This is a genomic window from Vreelandella sedimenti, assembly GCF_013416325.1.
In the GTDB taxonomy this organism is placed as follows: Bacteria; Pseudomonadota; Gammaproteobacteria; order Pseudomonadales; family Halomonadaceae; genus Vreelandella; species Vreelandella sedimenti.
Window position 1 is genome coordinate 1 of sequence record NZ_JACCGK010000009.1, and the last position, 18,455, is coordinate 18,455.

The window sequence follows — 18,455 nt, forward strand, 5'->3', positions numbered from 1 at the left end:
CTTGAGTAGATGGGTTTGGTGGCTCGCTTACCTCACTTGTTGAGCGCTGATCTCATTAATTTCTGCCAGCAGCTGGGCACCTTCGCGTTCTGCCATGGCGCCCATGCTACCCAAAATGATAAGCATGGCTAAAAGCACAATCAGTGCGCCAGCAATCACTCTCTTAACTGATATGTTTTGCATTGATACTTCTCCTAAAACTCCCCGCACCTGAATTGGTGCATAGGGGAGTTTTAAAAGGTATCAATTCCTCGTTAATATAATGATTTGATTAAGTTTGTTTTATTTTGTTAGATTGTTAAATTCTAAGTCATGATAAAGTCGTATAATTAAATGTTTTTTAAACTCATTTAAGAATTGCTTGAGAAATAATCGTTTGGTAAAGAACTCTTTGGTAAATGAGTCGCTGTTAAAGCATCTTATGCATCACATGCGTATCGACAAAACCAAAGCGCGCATGGCGGTAGGCGTTAGGAACGGTACCCACAATACTAAACCCAAGCTTCTGCCATAACGCGACGGCCACCTCATTGGTGGCCACCACGGCGTTGTACTGCATGGCTAGAAACCCCAGTTCCCGGGCCTGTTGCTGGGAGTGCTCGCACATGGCTCGCGCTACGCCTTTGCCCCGTGCAGCGGGGGTCACCATATAACCACAGTTACATATATGATCGCCGGGACCTGCCGCGTTGGTTTTTAAGTAGTAAGCGCCCAGCACTTGTCCGTTTTCATCTTTGGCAACCACACTGGCGTTAGGCGCTTTACACCATAACTGACGGGCAGCTTCAAAGCTGATATCGGGATCAAACGCATAGGTCTCTTGCGCTGCGACAATGGCTTGGAAGGTGGGCCAGAAAGCAGCAAAATCGTCATCTGTCATTGGAGAGAAAGCGAGTGTGGTCATAAGTATCCTATAAAGCGAGGCGCTTACCGAGCGACCTCAGCGACAATCTCGTAGCTACGCAGACGATCCGCGTGATTGAAAAAATCGCTATTAATCATCAGTTCATCAGCACCAGTGCGTGCTTGGAACTCTTCAAGCTCTGCTTTAACCGTCTCTGGCCCACCAATAATAGCCGCGCCTAAAAATTGGCTGACTTGAGCTTGTTCCATCGGCGACCAATCGAGCTGCTCAACCGGCGGCTGTGACTGAGTTGGCTTGCCGCGAATAAGGTTTAAAAACTTCTGCTGCGCTGTCGTGGCCAGGTAGTGAGCCATCGCGTCACTCTCTGCGGCCATCACGGGAAGGCCGACCATCGCATGGGGCTTATCCAAGTGTTCCGAGGGGCGGAAGTTATCACGGTATAAACGCAGCGCTTCAAATAAATAGCCCGGCGCGAACTGAGCCGCAAACGCGAAGGGTAAGCCCAGTTTGGCTGCCAACTGCGCGCTGTAACCGCTGGAACCCAGCAACCAAACAGGCACATGGGTACCTTGGCCAGGCACCGCTTTCACTCGCTGCTGGGGCTCTGCATCGGCTAAGTAGCTGCGCAACTCATTCAGCAATTGTGGAAAATCATCGACCCCCGCATGAGCGTTGCGACGCATGGCCTGCATGGTGGCACCATCTGAGCCTGGCGCACGGCCTAAACCCAGATCAATACGGCCAGGGTAGAGCGTTTCCAGTGTGCCGAACTGCTCGGCAATCACCAGCGGTGGATGGTTAGGCAGCATAATGCCGCCGCTGCCCACGCGGATGGTGGACGTTTGCCCGGCTATGTGACCAATCAACACGGCGGTTGCGGCACTGGCGATACCGGCAATATTGTGGTGCTCGGCGAGCCAGTAACGGGAATAGCCTAGCCGCTCGGTTAATTGCGCCAGGGCAACACTATCGCGAAAGGTCTCTACGGCACTGCCGTCCTGGCGAATAGGCGCCAGATCGAGGACAGAAAGTGCCGTGGAAGCGAGTTGGTTCATGGGTTACCTGCAAATTAATTCGTGGGCGCGTAGAGTGAAAAATTACTTAGCGCGCTTGGTAATTACACGTTATGCGGCCAGTGCAGATGAATTGCAAGGTGTTGCCTGCTTAGGTATGTATTGGGGTAATGCTAATCCTCACTCAAGCGGCGGAGTGGGGCGAATAAGAATTTCATTCACATCTACATGGGCAGGCTGTGCTAGCGCGTAAATTACCGCATTGGCGATATCGCGATCTTCTAAGGCATGAGTTGGTGGTTCATCAAAAAAGGGGGTGTCGACCATTCCAGGTTCAATTAGTGTCACACGCATGCCGGTGCCGCGTAACTCTTCACGTAAGTTGTAGCCAATTCCGGTGACCGCCCACTTGGTCGCGCTATACATAGAGCCTGGGATGGTCGTGCGACCTGCCGCCGAGCCGGTTAACAGTACATGGCCTTTGCTTCGTTTTAGGGCAGGCAAGCAGGCCTGTATGGTGAGGCCCACGCCATAGATATTGGTCAGGATCATCTCTCGCCATGCGTCGTGGTCTGCCTCGCTAAAGCCGCCGGGTGAACCGCCACGGCCTGCATTGGCCAAGACCCCATCCAAGCGGCCAAAGGTTTCCAGCGCCTGCTCAACCATGGCCTGCTGCTGTTCCATGTTAGTCACGTCAAGCTCACAGGCCAGCACGTTTTCAGGCCCTAGCTCTTGCGCCAGGGTGATGAGCTTTTCGCTAGAACGGGCGGCCAGTACCAGCTTATAACCTTCGCGCGAGGCTGCTCGTGCGGTGGCTGCGCCAATGCCGCTAGATGCGCCGGTAATTAATAGCACGCGGTGTTGCATGGGGCTGTGCTCCTTGCTTGATCAGTCAAGTAAGCTTTTAGCATGGCTAAGGTGGCAGCATCCTGCAAATATAGGCTTAACCAGGTTGGTAATGTGCTGATAATTGACCGTTAACGGGGAGCCTAGCTACTTTACGTTTTAGCATCTTTGCGTTTTAGCATCGCAGAGAGATCCAGTATCGCCTGGGCCATATCCGCCATGCTTTTGCTTTGGTCCATCGAGGTTTTCCGCAGAAAACGATAGGCCTCCTCTTCGCTCATTTCCTGGTGGGCCATGATGAGACCTTTGGCGCGTTCAATCAGTTTGCGTTCTCGTAGCGCTTTGCGGGTATTTTCAAGCTCATCGCTTAGCCCCTGTAAGCGACTGGCCTGGGCTTGGGTGAGTTCGATCAGCGAGCGGCCCAGGGGGGAGGTGAGAGCGTTGGCGGTCAGGTCGCCTAATGGTTGCGCTCCATTCAGCGCCAACAGCTGCTCGCAGGGGGCGAGTGTAGGGTGGCTGGGCTGTGCCTTGGCTTTTTCTAAAGCCTCCTCAGCCTGACCGATTCTGCGGTGGCAGAGCATACTCAGTTGTTCAATTAGCGCATTTTCAACCGTCTTCATTGAGTCGATGCGCAGCGTGGTGAGTTCATACCAGGTTTCGCCCAGCTTATCGGGTGTCTCTTTAGGTGGTGACTGTGCTGCCGATGAGCGCTGGCAGGCGATATCGCGCAGGTGGCAAATACCTGACAGCGTGCGCGGCGAAAGCTCCTTCTGCCATGCCTGCTGCGCTTCGGGTGTCGCAAACTCTACAAAGGTGTCGAAGCAGCGCTGTTGATCCGCCATTAGCTGGTTGAGCAGGGCACGATGAGGCTCGTCGAAGTGGCCATGGGTGAAGCCAAAGGCGCCGCAGGCGCGCTCCTGGCCCGCCAGCTCTTTGCCTTGCATTAAGTGGAAAATCGCCACTAGCGTGCGGGTAATATCGGGATCGATAGAGGTATCCGCGGCCTCAAACACAATGGCCAGTAGGCCACTGGTCAACTGGTTAAACGCCTGTGTCGCTGCATCGGGGGTGATAGCAAAGGTATCAATGGCCTGGCGAAGCGCGCCAAGTTCGTCAAGCGCGTACCAGACGGCGGCAATCCGGCGCAGTAAGCGCGCGGCAGCCTGTGGGCGGGCCTCCTCGCTGAGCGCTTCCAGGCGATGGCGCATTAATGTTTCGGCCTGCTGACTGTGTTGTCGGTAGGTGTCGCGGCGCGTTTTGAAGCGCTGCCCCTGGGAAGCAAGGTAAATCGTCGAGGCGCCCCGCTCACGCTGGAGCATATGAATAAAGCGGCTGATGTCGCCGACAATATCGGCGGTGGTGGCAAGGTGGGTAAGGTTGTCGATATCGCAACGGATGGCGGTTAAGAGCAGTTGCTGCGCTGAAGACATAGAAATTTCCTTGGTGACTCGCCGCCTAAATGTGAACACTCCCATACCGTTATCCTCCCATACCATGCTGAAGCGTATGGGAGTGAACAGGAACGTTATGGAAGTATGAGTGTACTGGAAAGCGCTTAGCGTAACGACAGAGCGCCCGCGCCTACATCATCACCTACTGCGTCGCTATACGCTTTGGCCTCTTCTGCTTCGGTAGCATCGCTAAAGCGTACCACCAACACACATGAAGCCAGGATCAGTACAGTGAGGCCTAAATAGAACAGACCTTGCTGATAAGTCAGGCTTTCACTGCGGAACAGAAAGGCAGCGCCTACCGCGCCCACGTTACCGCCAGCGCCGACTATGCCCGCCACGGCACCCAGCGCCTTTTTGTTGATAAACGGAACCACGCCAAAAGTAGCGCCTTCTGCCATCTGCACAAACAGGCTGAACACCAGCATGATACCTATCGCGAGGCTTAATACGTGCATCTGCGAAAACGCTACCAACGCAATACCTTCGCAAACCAAGGCAATAAACAGCCAGCGAACGCGTCCTTTCAAGCCCCCTTGCTTAGCGAAAAGATCCGAGAAGATGCCGCCTAAAGTACGCGCAAAAATATTCATTAAACCAAACAGACCGGCGATCAGACCCGCGGTGGCCAGGGTAAGGTCAAACTTATCAAAGAAGTAAATGGCAGCAATATTGTTGATCGTCAGTTCCACGCCAAAGCAGAGGCCGTAGACAACGAACAGCGCCCAAACACGAATATCCTTGGCGGCGGCTAGAAAGCTTTGCGCGGCACCATTTTCGCCAGAAGCTTCAGGCAATTCGCCGCGTGCGCGCAGGTCGCTGAAGTTGCCGTTGGGGGCATCCTGGGTGAAGAACCAGTAGCCAATGCCGGTAAAGAACATCACTACACCAGGCACCATCATCGCTAAACGCCAGCCAAAGGCTTCGTTAACGCCCAGCATCAGCATGCCCGAGAAGATTAGTGGCATCAGTATCTGCGTGGTACCGCCACCCAAGTTGCCCCAACCTGCACTAGTAGCATTGGCGGTGCCGACCACATTGGGGGCGAACATCATCGAGGTGTGGTACTGGGTAATCACGAAGGAGGCGCCAATAGCCCCAATGGCTAAGCGCGCCAGTAGGAAGGTTTCAAAACTATCGGCCAAGCCAATGCCCATCACCGGAATAGCGCCTAATATCAGTAGCCCAGTATAGGTTTTACGCGGGCCGATGCGGTCACACAGTACGCCAATTGCAAGGCGCACAATTACCGTGATCGCTACCGAAGCGATAATCGTATTGCCGATTTGTGTTTGAGTCAGTGAAAGGTCTTCTCTAACAATCGCCATAAGAGGGGCGATGCCGAACCAGCCGAAGAAGCAGATATGAAACGCGAACCATGAGAAGTGGAAAGCGCGCATCTGCGGGGTCGAGAAGTTAAACAGCCGAATGCGGTTGGCTTTGTTGCGTATGTCCATGGGATGGCCTCACGGGGCATAAAACGAGTTAGTCGCTACGCAACGCAAACAAGTTATCGCGCTACGCAAACAATTGACGAGAACATGCCTTCACCGTTGAAGGTCAGGTTCGACGCACTCGTACCCGACTGGGCCTGGTCCACGCCTACCACCACTGGTAGAAGTTATGCAGGTAGTTTGCCAGTTGAATATTTATTAATAAAAATCAAAATCTTAATTTATTTTTATAGAACGTGAGAATGATTAAGTACTAAGGCCATGCTGCATGATTGGGCATGCAGCACTCTTTTTGCGGCATCTTGGTGCTAGAAGGGGGTAATGGGCGGGCTGAACGTGCAGCCTTATTCATGTAAATAGACGGCATCAATATCCAGTGTGGAGTGGCTACCAATCGCATTAAAGTGTTCGCTTAACCAGCGTTCAGCGGCAGCTTGTCCCTGCTCGAAAAGATGGCATAGAAAAGGCCACTCAGAATTGGATTTGCTGGAGACAGAGAGGCCCTCAAGTGCCTGCTCGCCACTAATGCGGTGGAACAACGCTTGCTGGTAGCAGTTTTCAATGCCTTGCTCATCGAGGGCATGCTTAAGCAGCGCAATCATACGAATCTCTTTAATCAGTGCTGAGTTAAAGGTGATCTCGTTGAGGCGGTTCATAATGGCCGATGCCGAGGTGGGGACTTCGTTGCGGCTGATTGGGTTGATTTGTATTAGCAGAATATCCCGTGCGCTGCACTCCTCCATGAGAGGAAACAGGGCGGGGTTACCCATGTAGCCGCCATCCCAATACGCTTCGCCGTCGATCTCCACTGCTTGAAACATAAAGGGCAAGCAAGCGGAGGCCATCACCGCGTCAACGCTCATCTCTTCACGGCGGAACACTCGCTGTTTTCCCGTGCGTACGTTAGTGGCCGCGACAAACAGCTTAAGCTGTTGGCATTGCCTAACCCGATCGAAATCAATATGTTCGGCCACGATATCGCGCAGCGGATTTATATTGAGCGGGTTGAGTTGATAGGGGGAGGCCACACGGCTTAATAGATCCATCGCAATAAAGCCGGGCGAGTGATCCAGACTCCAGTTGCCGGTCAATATATCCAAGGGAGAGCGGCGGATGGGGCTGGCCATACCCGCGCGACTCACCGCTTGCCAAAAGTCGAGCAGTGCTTGCCGAGCGGTCTCTTTATCACCTCTTGTTAGCGCATCGGCCATTACCACGCCATTCATTGCCCCGGCGCTGGTGCCGCTGATGCCCTCAATCTCAATGCGGTCATCTGCCAGTAGGCGATCAATGACACCCCAGGTATAAGCCCCATGGGCGCCACCACCTTGTAACGCGAGGTCTAGCTTTTTGACCTGTGCCATATGCTTTTTCCCATTGCTACTGGTGAGGAAAGTGGTTTCATTGCAACCAGCATGGCATAGGTGGCTAGATAAGACGAAAGGCTATTTAGCGTACAACTTACAACGGCTTTTTAAGGGGCGCCCGCAAGCGGTGAGTGATGATTGGTTGAATAGGGCGCCTCATACATGGCGTGCTCCATGAGGTTGTCCAATTGCAGGGCGAGCTGCTGGCTGGCTTCTTCCATTACTCCCAAGGCGGCCAGTTGACCATTGCGGTCACCCAGGCGGGCAAACTTCAGTGCTTCCGCGCCACTGTCATGCATACGGCGATGGGGTGCCGCCAGCGCTCGATAGGCCTCAGTGCGGGCGTAACGTTGGTAACCTTCACCGTGTTGATGCCAGCGCCCTAAACGGCATTGGTGATGGTCTTCTAGGGGAGTGTCTATGTTGGCAGAGAGGAGCTGCTTATAAAGCCGACACTTCCACACCGCATGATCAAGCTTCGCGGAGTGTAAAAACGCAGCGGTGGCACTGTGATGAATCACCTTGTGCATATGCTGAGCTTGGTCAGCAAGCTGATGCACTGCCTGCTTGGCTGTTTGCGCGGAATGGGTAATTTCCTCGTCGGCCAGACTTTTTTTCACCACGGCCTGCGAGTGCTCTCTTACCTGGCTGTTAATTTGCTCCATCAGTAGGCTGAGCTGATGGCTCAAGCTGTGCATAGTCAACGCTAAACGGTGGACATCGTCTGCAATGGCTGCCAATCCTGGAGATTGCTGGCTAGCGGCGTCGGTGCTGCCAAGCAGGCCTTGGCTATGGGCCGTTTCGAGGGCCGTGCTTACCGCTAATGCTTGGGCGTGGCCCGCACTGCGAGCGAGAGCCACTTGTAGCTGGCTTAGGGCGTGTAGGGTTTTGGCTAACACTAATGGGGGTAACGCTTCGGCACGTTCAGTGTCGTGGCAACGTTGCTCAAGGCTATTAACCGCCTGTTCAGCGGTGCCAATTAAATTAACCGTTTCCGTTAGGGTGGCCCGCTCGCCGGCAAGCTGATCCGCGTATTCCTGTATGCCACTGTTGAGAGAAGCCAGCATATCCGCGCCTCTCGCCTGCAGCATGCCGATGGACTGTGCTGGTTTCATCAGGCTTAACAATCGGCAGCTGGGGGAGGGAGCAGCAGCGTCAAGCTGAGTGCGTAACTCGTCAACTTCCTGTTCCAGGCGGCGAATTTTTTGGTACGGGTGCATAAAGGCGAACATGGCAGAGACACCTACGGCAGATAGCAATGCTTTGTGTTAATTTGTCACAAAGTATTGCAGAGGGTTCCCCTGTGCGCCTGATTTAGCGGCCGAAAATGATAAAATTCAGCTACTGATTGTCTGCGAGACTGAGGTTGTTAACGTTCCTCTTATTAAGAGTTTGAATAACATTAGCGCCGGGCTAGCTGTGCGGCGGCGGCCGTGCAGCCTAGAAACGCGGAGGTTGCCAGCCACTCGGCGTCGGGATAATAAGCGAACACATACTGATCCTCTTTTAGACTGTCGATCAGTGGGTAAGTGACGTCTTCGCGTACCGCCGGGCAGCCATGGCTGCGCCCAAGCCGCCCCGTTTGGGTGATAAAAGCGTCGCTTACATAGTCCGCGCCGTGGATCACAATAGCGCGCTCAAACGCCAAGTCATTGACGTTGGGTTCCAGACCCTCCAGTCGCAGTGAATAGCCGTTACGCCCATAGTAGCTGTTCATAGTGCGAAATAGGCCAATGCTGGATTGATGGCTATCAGGGGTATTGGAAAACGTCTCTGCTTGGGCGTCGCCAGACCCCTGGCCGTGGGAGACCAGTTCTTCGAAGAGTAGCTTATGCTGGCGCAAATCAAATACCCACAGGCGCGGCTCTGTTGATGGCAGCGAGTAATCGATCACTGCCAAGCGCTCGGCATTAGGCTCGGCGCAGTTAAGCGCTTGAGCGGCTAAACGCAGCGCATCGGGCGAGGCCTGGGGGGCGAGCTGCAGCAACTGATGGTGTAAAGGCAGCACGCCGCGAGGTGGCGTTGAATCAACTTGGGCGAAGAAACTGGCAGCGTGGAGCGGTAATGTAAATAATGTAAAAGGTAGAGAAAATAGTAACGTGGCAACATTTAAACGAAGAGCCATAAAAGTCGATCCTACGAGCAATATCAGTCATTATAAAGATTAGCCGACTAATATAAAAAACAGGGTCGGCGATGTGGAAGACTATAGTAACGCAAGGAGAGGGCGATGAACGAGATACAGCCACTAAGACAATGGGCGATAGGGGTCGCTCTGTGTCTCACGCTTACCCACAGCCCTTTAGGCATTAGCTATGCGAATGCGGATTCAGCGCCGTTACAACAGGCGCTAGCCCAGCAATTAAGCGCGGTGGAGGCGCAGCGGCTACCGGTTGCTGAGTTTTATCAACTGCGCGATGGGCAGCCCGCCTGGCAGGCAGCCGTGGCGGTTGAGTCACTGGTTGCTGCGCTGAATAGCTTGGAAACCGATGGTCTAACACCCGAGGATTACCACGCTGACACACTGCTTGATGAGTTCCAGCGCAGTCAGGCAAGCAGTCAAGCCGCTCAGGCGTCGTTTGATATTAAAGCGACTCGAGCGTTGCTGCTGGCGCTGGATCATTTAGAGCGCGGTAAGGTGAACCCACGTGATGTCGAACCCCAGTGGGATGCGCCGCGCCCAGAACGTCGCTACTCACTGCTGCGTGTGATGCATGCTGTCGATGACCGCTCGCTTGATAACGCAATCGCGCTGGCTCGGCCCTCATCTGCTGAATATCAGCAGCTGCGCGATGCCTTGAAGCAGCATTATCAGTTGGCTAACTTGGGCAGCGTGCCCTACTTGGCCGCGCGGGAAGAGTCATTGCGGCCAGGCGATGAAGCCGACGATGTGAGCGTGCTGCGCCAACGCCTGGCATTATGGGGAGAGGCTGAGTTACAGGTGGCGGATAGCAGTGCCTATCCATTAATCGGCGTACAAGCCGGGTCTAACCGGCGCACCTTTGATGCATCGCTAGAAGCCGCTGTGAGGCGTTTCCAGCGCCGCCATTTGCTGCAGGAAGATGGCGTAGTGGGTGAACAAACTCGCTTGGCGTTGAACACCTCAGTGGCGTCGCGAATCGACCAACTGCGGGTCAATTTAGAGCGCGCGCGGTGGATCCGTCCGATGCAGTCTGCTGAGCCACGGGTATGGGTTGATATTGCAGGCTACCGGATGCACTACGTGCGCCCTAACGGCCAGCACTGGGATACCCGTGTGGTGGTAGGAACCCCGCGGCGCGAGACGCCGATTATCCACTCCACGATCAGCCATTTAACCATTAACCCTTCCTGGACAATTCCGCCGACGATCATGCGCGAGGATGTGTTGCCCCAGGTGCGTGCCGATATCGACTACTTGGCGCGTCAAAATATCAAGGTGATTAGCCCCATGGGGGAGCCGCTTGCTGCAGAGGAGATCGATTGGCAGCGCCCCGGCGGTGTTATGTTGCGTCAGGTAGCGGGTACGGGTAACCCGCTAGGTCGCGTCGTGGTACGGTTTCCCAACGATGACATGATCTATTTGCACGATACCCCCGCGCGGGGGTTGTTCCGGCGTGATCAGCGTGCACTCAGTTCAGGCTGTATTCGGGTTGAAGGTGTGGCTGAACTGGCGCAAATGCTGCTGCAAGACACTGGCAGTCGTTATCAAATGAGTACGCTGTTAAATGGAGGGAGTGATCGCAATGTGAACTTATCTCAACGTATTCCCATTGCGCTGCATTATTTAACCGCGTGGCCAAATGCCGAAGGCGAGGTGGAGTTTAGGCCTGATATCTACCGCCGTGATGCAACGCTACTGGCCGCACTGCAACGGTCAGTCTAGACAGTTGAAATAGTATAAGACAACGCAAAACACCGCCCAGTGGCGGTGTTTTGCGTTGGCGTACCCGGCAGCTATATAGCGGGGCGCTAGTCGTCGCTTTCCTGCTGATAATTAGCCACGCTAACCGGGCCTGTTTCGCCGCTTTCCAGTGTCGCCAATATTGGTGCTGCCTGGTTCTGGAACGCAATAAGCGTGTCGCCGCTCAAACTGGTGTTTTCGGGCAGGGGAACCGTCATCGCATTGACCGGTGAGTTGTTGACGATGACTTCGTAGTGCAGGTGAGGGCCGGTGCTGCGGCCAGTATTGCCTGACAGCGCGATACGCTCGCCCATTGTTACACGTTCACCCTGCGTCACCAGCGGCCGGGAGAGGTGCAGGTAGCGCGTTCGGTAGCCATTGTCGTGACGGACGACAATATAGCGTCCTGCGGCGTGATGGTTACTCACTCGCTCAACGACACCGTTGGCGGGAGCCGTTACCGGCGTGCCAATCGGCATAGCAAAATCGGTACCGTTATGAGGGCTAGTGCGGCCGGTTACTGGATGCTTACGGCGCGGATTAAAGTTGGAGCTTAAACGGTAGTTGCCTTCAAACGGATGGCGCGCAAAGGCAGGATCCAGGCTGCCACCCTCAGGTGTATAGAAGTTATCGTCGCTGGCATTACGCACAACGGTTAAGTCCATGCGTTCGCCGTTGTAATGAACGGCCAATACACGGGAATCTAAAGTTTCACCATCGATCATGTCTGACTCGACCAATACCTGAAAACGATCGCCGCGGCGGCTGTCACGCCGAAAATCGAGTTTCTTTTCGAGCAACTTCGTCAGTTCTGTTACCGAGCCACTGTTCAAACCTGTCGCCTGGGCGGAGCGCGCAAAGCTACCGCTGACGCTACCGGCATAGAGGCGCTGGACAGGCTCGCCTTGGCGTTCAATCGTGGTGATGGCGAAGTGGTCTGCATCTTTCTCCAGCAAGATGCCGTCACGGGTGTTTTTCATCATGCGTAACGATAACAAACGCCCATCTTCATCTAGTTGATAATCAAAGCTGTGCCCGGCGCGCCAATTAGTTAGCATGCGCTGATCGGGTAAATCCTCCAGCAGAGCCATCACTTCGCTATAGCCTAGGCCTAGTTCGTTTTGTGCCAGTACGGCAAAGGTTTCGCCGGATTCGACAATGTGGGTTTCCCATTCAGGCACAAAGGGCTCTTCAGCCGCCAGCTCTAAATCCAGAAAGGAGATATCACCGAACAACTCAACGCCATAATCCTCATAAGAGGTAGCGTCGGCAATTTCGACGGAAGAGCTGTTGTCTACATCATCCAGCATGCCGCTAGCCAATGTGCCTAGCACAATTGCCATATGCAGCGCACCGTCATCGAGACCACCGCTTTCTAGTGCTGCGGTATTAAGCGTCGGTGCCTTAAGTGATGCGGTATTCAGTACTTTGACGTCGCCGCCCAAAGCCGGCTGGTTCGCCATGTCGGCCTCTGCGCTTGCAATGACGTCAAGATCAACGATCTCGGTTGCGGTGAGTTCACTGAGAGGGATATTTTCGCGGGTCGCGTCGAGTGCGCGCGAGGCGCGATCGATCGCATCTGCCACCGGGGTGCGTTCTTGACGCAGGGAAGGGACGCCCGGAGTAGAGTCACTTGGAAGCGGTACCAGCACGCTTTCAAGCGGTGTGTTTAGTTGAGTTAAATCTTGGTATGTCGTCAATAACTTTTGTGTGCCCAGCACGGTGACCATAGTGGCCACGGGTAACAGTAATAATTTGTGCGTACGGGGCAGCGAATGGAGGATTCGCAACATGGGTAAATGGACCGCCGAGTTCGTGATTAAAAGTAACTATTAAGCTCATAAACCCGGAAACCATACCCCATGAAGACAGGGGTGCATAGACTGTATATCTATACATAAAGCGTAATTAAATACAAAAATAGCAATAACAGATAGAGATTACTATTTATAAACAGCGTTTGCTAACAAATGTAACCAGTGAAGCGTGCTAACTAAATAATCTGTGTTAACTATAGACGAAAACTGTGCTTTTAAAAGCTCAAATATAACCTGTGTCAAATATTTTCCCGCTGGCTAGGAATAACGTGCTCTTTTACCTGCGGCCAGCAGTTAATCTCAAGCATTTTGTAAGCATAGGCGGAAGTGTTTACTGTTTCCTGGCATCCTAGCCATGTTTTTTCGAACATTAAGCGCATTGTTTCGCTGTATTGCGTTGAGGAAATCGAAATGTCCCGGGTAACACTTTCACAATGGCAAATGTTGGCCGCCGTGGTTGACCACGGTGGATTTGCGCGTGCGGCAGAGGCGGTACATAAAAGCCCCTCCACGCTGAACCATGCCGTGCATAAATTAGAAGAACAGCTAGGCGTGCAGGTGCTGGAGCCTATTGGCCGACAAGTACGGTTAACCGAAGCGGGCGAGCTGCTGCTTCGGCGCGCGCGTCAATTAATAGAGAGTGCTGCGTCACTTGAAGATGTCGCCACCCGGCTAGCCGCTGGTTTAGAAGCGGAAGTGGTAGTGGCAATCGATCAGGTGTTTCCCGCTGCCGCTCAAGCCAAAGCGCTAGAGCGCTTCTCTGAAATGTACCCGCAGGTGCGCGTTCAGTTGCACGAGAGTGTTCTCAATGGCGGCATTGAAATGCTCTACGATGGCCGCGCAGACTTGGTAGTCTCCGGCATTGAGGCGCAGGGTTTTTTGGGCGAGCCGTTGGTCACGGTGCGCTTTGTTGCCGTGGCGCACCCCCAGCATGCGCTACATCAATTGGGCCGCTTGTTGGATCTGCGCGATCTAGCTCAGTATCGGCAGTTGGTGGTGCGTGATTCAGCGCTGCGCCAATCAACTAACGCTGGCTGGTTGAAAGCCGAGCAGCGTTGGACCGTTAGCCACCTTAATACCTCACTGGATATGCTAAGACGTGGATTAGGGTTTGCCTGGATGCCGGAAACACGCATTTCGGAGGAGTTAAAAAACGGGCAATTAAAGCCGCTGCCACTACCCGCGGGGGGTATTCGTGAAGTGCCGATTCAGATGATTTTTCGCGACCGCGACCGGGCAGGACCAGCGGCTCATGCGATGGCCGCCGCACTGAAACAGGCCGTGGTGAGCGAATGCGCGCTGAATGATTCGACTGACTCGAATGAAAGGCCGTAAAACATCCGCTTGAGCCTTCCTGAAGCGGGCGTATGCTGAAGAAAAGAACGTATCTAGTGACTTTCAGGAGACGCCCAATGGGATTACTTGTAAATGGCAAGTGGCAAGACCAGTGGTATGACACTAAAAAACACGGCGGCGAATTTGTTCGTGAGTCCGCTCAGCTTCGTGACTGGGTGGGCAGCCAGCCGGAGACAGACGGTGACTGCTACCCAGCGGAAAAAGATCGTTATCATTTATATGTCTCGCTAGCCTGCCCTTGGGCGCATCGCACGCTGATTATGCGTAAGTTGAAAGGTCTAGAGTCGTTGATCGGCACTTCCCATGTTAGCCCCTTGATGCTCGACCAAGGCTGGACGTACCACCAGGACGAAGGTGCCAGTGGCGACCCCGTTAACGGTGTCGACTACCATCACCAGCTATATACCATGACCGACCCGCACTATACCGGGCGTGTCACCGTGCCCGTGCTCTGGGACAAACAGCGCAGCGCCATCGTTAATAATGAGTCTGCGGATTTGCTACGTATTTTTAACCGTGCGTTCGATGAATTGACCGACAACGACCTGGATTTTTACCCAGAAGATCTGCGTGGTGTCATTGATGACGTAAACGCCGATGTTTACGACCATATCAATAACGGCGTTTATAAATCAGGCTTTGCCACCGAACAGGCGGTTTATGAGAAGCACGTGAAGGCGTTGTTTGACGGTCTAGAGCGTATGGAAGCACGCTTGGCCGAGCATCGTTACTTGGCGGGTGAGTGGCTAACCGAGGCGGATATTCGTCTGTTTACGACGCTGATTCGTTTTGATGCGGTTTACTATGGCCATTTCAAATGCAATTTTAAGCGCATTGAGGATTATCCCAATCTCTCCAATTATGTGAGAGAAATTTATCAGTGGCCGGGGGTGGCGGAGACCGTCAATATGGATCACATCAAACGCCACTACTATTATAGTCACGACACGATTAACCCAACGCGAATTGTACCTGCTGGGCCACTGCTCGACTTTGAGCGGTCTCATGACCGGGAGCGTTTGCCGGGGCAGGGCGTGCGGCGTAAAGAGACGCGTATTGCTAGCTAGCAAAAAGGGCCGCCCAGTTGGGCAGCCCTTTTTCTATTGCTGAGGTTCTACTGCTAGCGTTTCGTTGCTATTAAAAACGTTGCTATTAAAAAACGGGGAAATCGTTAGCCATTATCATCATCGATATCTAATGCTTCACGGGTGCGCTGCCAAGCGCTCTCAGCGCCCTCTTGGGTAGTTTTCCAAGCATCGCGAGCGTTGGCTTTAGTCTGCTCCCACCACTCGTTATTATAAGCTGGGAAAGCTTCGACTTCTTCCTGGCTGGCTTCGACCATGATGCGGTGTTCTGTATCACCATCGGCTTCCGTTTCGGTTTCAAGGGTGAAGTAGTCGGTATCAACAACGATCTCGCGACCGCCTAGGCCCAGCACTGAACCACTTTCGATCACAATGGCTGTGATACGCATCTCTTCATCAAACAGGATGTCATCGACGTCACCAATCTCTTCACCGGAACCGCCGGCAAAATAGACTTCTGCATCAAGAATGTCGTCGGCCGAATACATACCTTGGGGCTCATTCTGCGCGTGAGCACTCATGGCAACGCTGCCCATAAGGGCGGTGCCGATAACGGTCGTGAGGATTGTCTTACGCATAGCATCTCTCCATGTGGCTACGATAGATAATAGATCGGTGTGCCTGCAGGTATTGGAGGGGATAACGTAACCAGAACCACCAACACATCGTGTTGCTAAAAAACCGACCTACCAAAACGGAAATGGTGTAATTAAAGGGAAACAATAATGCTATTACTGCTTATCAGCCCAGTCATCGGCTTGACGCTCTGCTTCTTCACGCTCTAGGCCGTACTTCTGCTGAAGCTTGCCTACCAATTGATCCTTCTTACCACCGATCTGATCCAACTCATCGTCGGTGAGCTCGCCCCAGCTTGAGCGTGCCTTACCCTTCATTTCTTTCCATTTGCCTTCAATTTGATCCCAGTTCATTGCATCGCTCCTTGAGAATAGTGAACTCGATTAGGCACTTTCCAGGTTAGACCATATGTGCATGAGTGCAAGTCCTTGTTTCAATGTGGTGTAAGTTAAAAGTACTGGTCAGACATCAAATGCAATGGTAGTATGCGCCCTCCTCGCATGTGTTGACCCCTCCATCACGACGGTAAGCGTTTAACTGCATAGTTATTAATGAGAGTAGATGTTAATAGTTATTTGTAGTGTCGCTTGCGGGAACATCTCGCCAATTGCTGGATGTTCATTGCTGTGTAGATGGCGCGCCTCCAGTATTTCACCAAACGGGTGAAATCGGCGCAGAAGGTCGCCACAACGGTTGGCCCGCTAATGCGTTGTTTGCCAACCGGATGCTAGGTGCGACCGGCGTCTCCGACTCCACTGATGGCTTTGACCGCTACGGCGGTGCCTGTTATCGATAATGACCGTTCTTCATGTCGTTGTGCGATGACTGAGTCAGAGACGCTTATGATGTTTTTTGCCGGTACTTGCCGGCCTACCAAGGTGTGATTAATGACCTCGACTTCTGTCGCCTCGCCGAGCTTCGGCGATCTGGCTCTTTTGCCTGCCGTTCTGTCTGCTGTTGAATCACAGGGCTACCTCGTTCCCTCGCCGATTCAGGCGCAAACTATTCCTGCGCTGCTTGAAGGCCGCGATATGCTGGGCCAGGCCCAGACGGGTACCGGCAAAACCGCAGCGTTTGCATTACCGTTACTGTCACGTTTAGAGCTGACTCGCCGCGAGCCCCAAGTGTTGGTTATGGCGCCAACCCGCGAATTGGCTCAGCAAGTAGCTGCCTCGTTTAGTAAATATGGCCAAAACCTGAAAGGTCTCGAAGTTGCGACCCTATGTGGCGGCCAAGAGTACCGTGAACAGCTGGGCGCCCTTAAGCGTGGCGCGCAAGTGGTTGTCGGTACCCCCGGCCGGATCATCGACCACCTGGACCGCGGTAGCCTGAAGCTTGATGGCCTCTCCGCCCTAGTGCTGGACGAAGCTGATGAAATGTTGCGCATGGGCTTTATCGACGACGTAAAACGCGTGGTTGCCGATACCCCGAAAGATGCTCAGCGTGTGTTCTTCTCAGCGACATTGCCCACTGAAATCGAGCGCATCGTTAACCGTTACTTGGTTAACCCAGTGAAAGTCGCGATTGAGTCGGGTACCACGACCGGCGAAAACATCGAACAGCGCATTGTGCGTGTTGATGGCGGCGCTAAGCTTGAAGCTCTTTCGCGTATCCTTGAAGTCGAGCCGGTCGATGGGGCCATCGTTTTTGTGCGTACCCGTGCAGCTTGTACCACGCTCGTTGAGCAGTTGACTGCTCGTGGCGTTAACGCCGCTGGCCTGTCCGGTGATCTCGACCAGAGTCTGCGTGAGCGCACTATTACGCGCTTGAAGCGTGGCAAAGTCGACGTACTGATCGCCACCGATGTAGCTGCCCGTGGTCTTGACGTGTCGCGTATTACTCACGTTATCAACTACGATCTGCCTCAAGATGCAGAAGCTTATACGCACCGTATTGGCCGTACCGGTCGTGCGGGCCGTAGCGGTATCGCGATTACCTTTGCTGGTTTCCGTGAAGGCCGCAAAGTGGGCTGGATGGAGCAGGCAACCGGTCAGAAAATGGCCGAAATGCCGCTACCTGACGAAGCCGCTATTCGTGCCCATCGTGATGATGTCTTCCATCAACGTGTTATTGCCTCCTTAACGAAAGGCGCCGAAGAGCAGCGTGCGCTGATTGAGCGTCTGATCGAAGAAGGCCATGACCCGATCGAGCTGACCTGTGCGTTTGCCGCTATGGTGCGTGCTGACGAAGCGCCGATCGGTCGTCTGCAGGCGCCGCGCAAAGAGAAGCCCTCGCGTGATGGAGCGTCTGGCGGCAAGCCGGGTGCACGCCGCGAACGCACTGGTGCGCCAACTGAAGGTATGACGCGCTACCGCGTATCGGTTGGTCATAAAGATGGCGTCAAGCCTGGCCAACTAGTTGGTGCCCTCGCCAACGAAGGCGGCATTGAAGGCGCGCGTATCGGCCGTATCGATATTCGCAACGCTTTCTCTGTGGTCGAACTGCCGAGCGGCTTGCCCTCGACGATTCTGACCAAGATGGCCCGTGCCCGTGTGGCTGGACGTCCGCTAGAAATCAGCGAAGACAGCGCACCTGCTGAGCGCGCTCCGCGCCGTCGTCGTGACGAAGGCGATGCGCCGGTTCGCCGTCGCGAACGCGCATAAGTCTTCACCACTGTAAGGATTAATCAGCTGCCGCCAAGCGGCAACTGAGAAGATCTTGACGCCCCCGCACCGTTACTGGTGCGGGGGCGTTTTTTTGCTACCTTATTCACCATTCACCATTCACCATTCACCATTCACC

17 protein-coding genes are annotated in these 18,455 nt (G+C 53.8%); 5 read left to right on the forward strand and 12 right to left on the reverse strand.

What is annotated here, in order from left to right; genetic code table 11:
• Positions 1-27: 27 nt before the first annotated feature.
• The 9 genes from HZU72_RS11125 to HZU72_RS11165 all read right to left on the reverse strand — a co-directional run bounded on the left by HZU72_RS11125 (position 28) and on the right by HZU72_RS11165 (position 9,121).
• Positions 28-183, reverse strand: coding sequence for a hypothetical protein (locus HZU72_RS11125; protein WP_180091885.1), 156 nt, complete (start codon positions 181-183; stop codon positions 28-30).
• A 226-nt stretch (positions 184-409) separates the two neighbouring features.
• Entirely contained in the window at positions 410-904 is a 495-nt protein-coding gene (locus tag HZU72_RS11130) for a GNAT family N-acetyltransferase (protein WP_180091887.1), read from the reverse strand.
• A gap of 23 nt (positions 905-927) precedes the next feature.
• Positions 928-1,920 (reverse strand): LLM class flavin-dependent oxidoreductase, encoded by a 993-nt coding sequence (locus tag HZU72_RS11135; RefSeq protein WP_180091889.1) that lies wholly within the window; start codon positions 1,918-1,920, stop codon positions 928-930.
• 138 nt (positions 1,921-2,058) lie between these two features.
• The gene (locus HZU72_RS11140; RefSeq protein ID WP_180091891.1) at positions 2,059-2,745 is read right to left on the reverse strand and encodes an SDR family oxidoreductase; all 687 of its coding nucleotides are present in this window, start codon (positions 2,743-2,745) and stop codon (positions 2,059-2,061) included.
• 131 nt (positions 2,746-2,876) lie between these two features.
• Positions 2,877-4,154 carry a nitrate regulatory protein gene (locus tag HZU72_RS11145; protein ID WP_180091893.1) on the reverse strand — a complete coding sequence of 426 codons (1,278 nt, stop codon included), beginning with the start codon at positions 4,152-4,154 and terminating at the stop codon, positions 2,877-2,879.
• Between the two features lie 125 nt (positions 4,155-4,279).
• On the reverse strand, positions 4,280-5,632 hold the full coding sequence (locus HZU72_RS11150) for a NarK family nitrate/nitrite MFS transporter (protein ID WP_180091895.1): 1,353 nt from the start codon (positions 5,630-5,632) through the stop codon (positions 4,280-4,282).
• 341 nt (positions 5,633-5,973) lie between these two features.
• Positions 5,974-6,993, reverse strand: coding sequence for a patatin-like phospholipase family protein (locus HZU72_RS11155; RefSeq protein ID WP_180091897.1), 1,020 nt, complete (start codon positions 6,991-6,993; stop codon positions 5,974-5,976).
• Positions 6,994-7,103: 110 nt separating this feature from the next.
• On the reverse strand, positions 7,104-8,228 hold the full coding sequence (locus HZU72_RS11160) for a CZB domain-containing protein (protein ID WP_180091899.1): 1,125 nt from the start codon (positions 8,226-8,228) through the stop codon (positions 7,104-7,106).
• Positions 8,229-8,398: 170 nt separating this feature from the next.
• A complete protein-coding gene (locus HZU72_RS11165; RefSeq protein ID WP_180091901.1) occupies positions 8,399-9,121 on the reverse strand; it encodes a murein L,D-transpeptidase catalytic domain family protein in 723 nt (240 codons plus the stop codon).
• Between the two features lie 105 nt (positions 9,122-9,226).
• Here HZU72_RS11165 and HZU72_RS11170 point away from each other — a divergent pair, with 105 nt between their 5' ends.
• The gene (locus HZU72_RS11170; protein WP_180091904.1) at positions 9,227-10,861 is read left to right on the forward strand and encodes a L,D-transpeptidase family protein; all 1,635 of its coding nucleotides are present in this window, start codon (positions 9,227-9,229) and stop codon (positions 10,859-10,861) included.
• An 86-nt stretch (positions 10,862-10,947) separates the two neighbouring features.
• Here the strand turns inward: HZU72_RS11170 and HZU72_RS11175 are convergent, their stop codons facing one another.
• Positions 10,948-12,672, reverse strand: coding sequence for a peptidoglycan DD-metalloendopeptidase family protein (locus HZU72_RS11175; protein WP_180091906.1), 1,725 nt, complete (start codon positions 12,670-12,672; stop codon positions 10,948-10,950).
• Between the two features lie 435 nt (positions 12,673-13,107).
• Here HZU72_RS11175 and HZU72_RS11180 point away from each other — a divergent pair, with 435 nt between their 5' ends.
• Complete coding sequence (locus HZU72_RS11180; RefSeq protein ID WP_180091908.1) at positions 13,108-14,031, forward strand: LysR family transcriptional regulator; 924 nt, start codon at positions 13,108-13,110, stop codon at positions 14,029-14,031.
• A 77-nt stretch (positions 14,032-14,108) separates the two neighbouring features.
• Positions 14,109-15,119: a glutathione S-transferase family protein gene (locus tag HZU72_RS11185; protein ID WP_180091910.1), complete on the forward strand. Its 1,011-nt coding sequence runs from the start codon at positions 14,109-14,111 to the stop codon at positions 15,117-15,119.
• Positions 15,120-15,223: 104 nt separating this feature from the next.
• On the opposite strand, the gene HZU72_RS11190 is transcribed toward HZU72_RS11185, so the two are convergent.
• Both HZU72_RS11190 and HZU72_RS11195 read right to left on the reverse strand, forming a co-directional pair.
• Entirely contained in the window at positions 15,224-15,715 is a 492-nt protein-coding gene (locus HZU72_RS11190; RefSeq protein ID WP_180091912.1) for a PRC-barrel domain-containing protein, read from the reverse strand.
• 153 nt (positions 15,716-15,868) lie between these two features.
• Positions 15,869-16,066 carry a CsbD family protein gene (locus tag HZU72_RS11195; RefSeq protein WP_027959898.1) on the reverse strand — a complete coding sequence of 66 codons (198 nt, stop codon included), beginning with the start codon at positions 16,064-16,066 and terminating at the stop codon, positions 15,869-15,871.
• A 254-nt stretch (positions 16,067-16,320) separates the two neighbouring features.
• Between HZU72_RS11195 and HZU72_RS11200 the strand changes: the two genes are divergently transcribed.
• Together HZU72_RS11200 and HZU72_RS11205 are read left to right on the forward strand one after the other, a co-directional pair.
• A complete protein-coding gene (locus HZU72_RS11200) occupies positions 16,321-16,509 on the forward strand; it encodes a hypothetical protein (protein WP_039859330.1) in 189 nt (62 codons plus the stop codon).
• A gap of 91 nt (positions 16,510-16,600) precedes the next feature.
• The gene (locus HZU72_RS11205) at positions 16,601-18,316 is read left to right on the forward strand and encodes a DEAD/DEAH box helicase (RefSeq protein WP_180091914.1); all 1,716 of its coding nucleotides are present in this window, start codon (positions 16,601-16,603) and stop codon (positions 18,314-18,316) included.
• Positions 18,317-18,455 lie beyond the last annotated feature (139 nt).

Coding starts and splice junctions, on each gene's coding strand:
- HZU72_RS11125 (WP_180091885.1), bottom strand. CDS start 183: ATGCAAAACATATCAGTTAAGAGAGTGATTGCTGGCGCACTGATTGTG.
- HZU72_RS11130 (WP_180091887.1), bottom strand. CDS start 904: ATGACCACACTCGCTTTCTCTCCAATGACAGATGACGATTTTGCTGCT.
- HZU72_RS11135 (WP_180091889.1), bottom strand. CDS start 1,920: ATGAACCAACTCGCTTCCACGGCACTTTCTGTCCTCGATCTGGCGCCT.
- HZU72_RS11140 (WP_180091891.1), bottom strand. CDS start 2,745: ATGCAACACCGCGTGCTATTAATTACCGGCGCATCTAGCGGCATTGGC.
- HZU72_RS11145 (WP_180091893.1), bottom strand. CDS start 4,154: ATGTCTTCAGCGCAGCAACTGCTCTTAACCGCCATCCGTTGCGATATC.
- HZU72_RS11150 (WP_180091895.1), bottom strand. CDS start 5,632: ATGGACATACGCAACAAAGCCAACCGCATTCGGCTGTTTAACTTCTCG.
- HZU72_RS11155 (WP_180091897.1), bottom strand. CDS start 6,993: ATGGCACAGGTCAAAAAGCTAGACCTCGCGTTACAAGGTGGTGGCGCC.
- HZU72_RS11160 (WP_180091899.1), bottom strand. CDS start 8,228: ATGTTCGCCTTTATGCACCCGTACCAAAAAATTCGCCGCCTGGAACAG.
- HZU72_RS11165 (WP_180091901.1), bottom strand. CDS start 9,121: ATGGCTCTTCGTTTAAATGTTGCCACGTTACTATTTTCTCTACCTTTT.
- HZU72_RS11170 (WP_180091904.1), top strand. CDS start 9,227: ATGAACGAGATACAGCCACTAAGACAATGGGCGATAGGGGTCGCTCTG.
- HZU72_RS11175 (WP_180091906.1), bottom strand. CDS start 12,672: ATGTTGCGAATCCTCCATTCGCTGCCCCGTACGCACAAATTATTACTG.
- HZU72_RS11180 (WP_180091908.1), top strand. CDS start 13,108: ATGTCCCGGGTAACACTTTCACAATGGCAAATGTTGGCCGCCGTGGTT.
- HZU72_RS11185 (WP_180091910.1), top strand. CDS start 14,109: ATGGGATTACTTGTAAATGGCAAGTGGCAAGACCAGTGGTATGACACT.
- HZU72_RS11190 (WP_180091912.1), bottom strand. CDS start 15,715: ATGCGTAAGACAATCCTCACGACCGTTATCGGCACCGCCCTTATGGGC.
- HZU72_RS11195 (WP_027959898.1), bottom strand. CDS start 16,066: ATGAACTGGGATCAAATTGAAGGCAAATGGAAAGAAATGAAGGGTAAG.
- HZU72_RS11205 (WP_180091914.1), top strand. CDS start 16,601: ATGACCTCGACTTCTGTCGCCTCGCCGAGCTTCGGCGATCTGGCTCTT.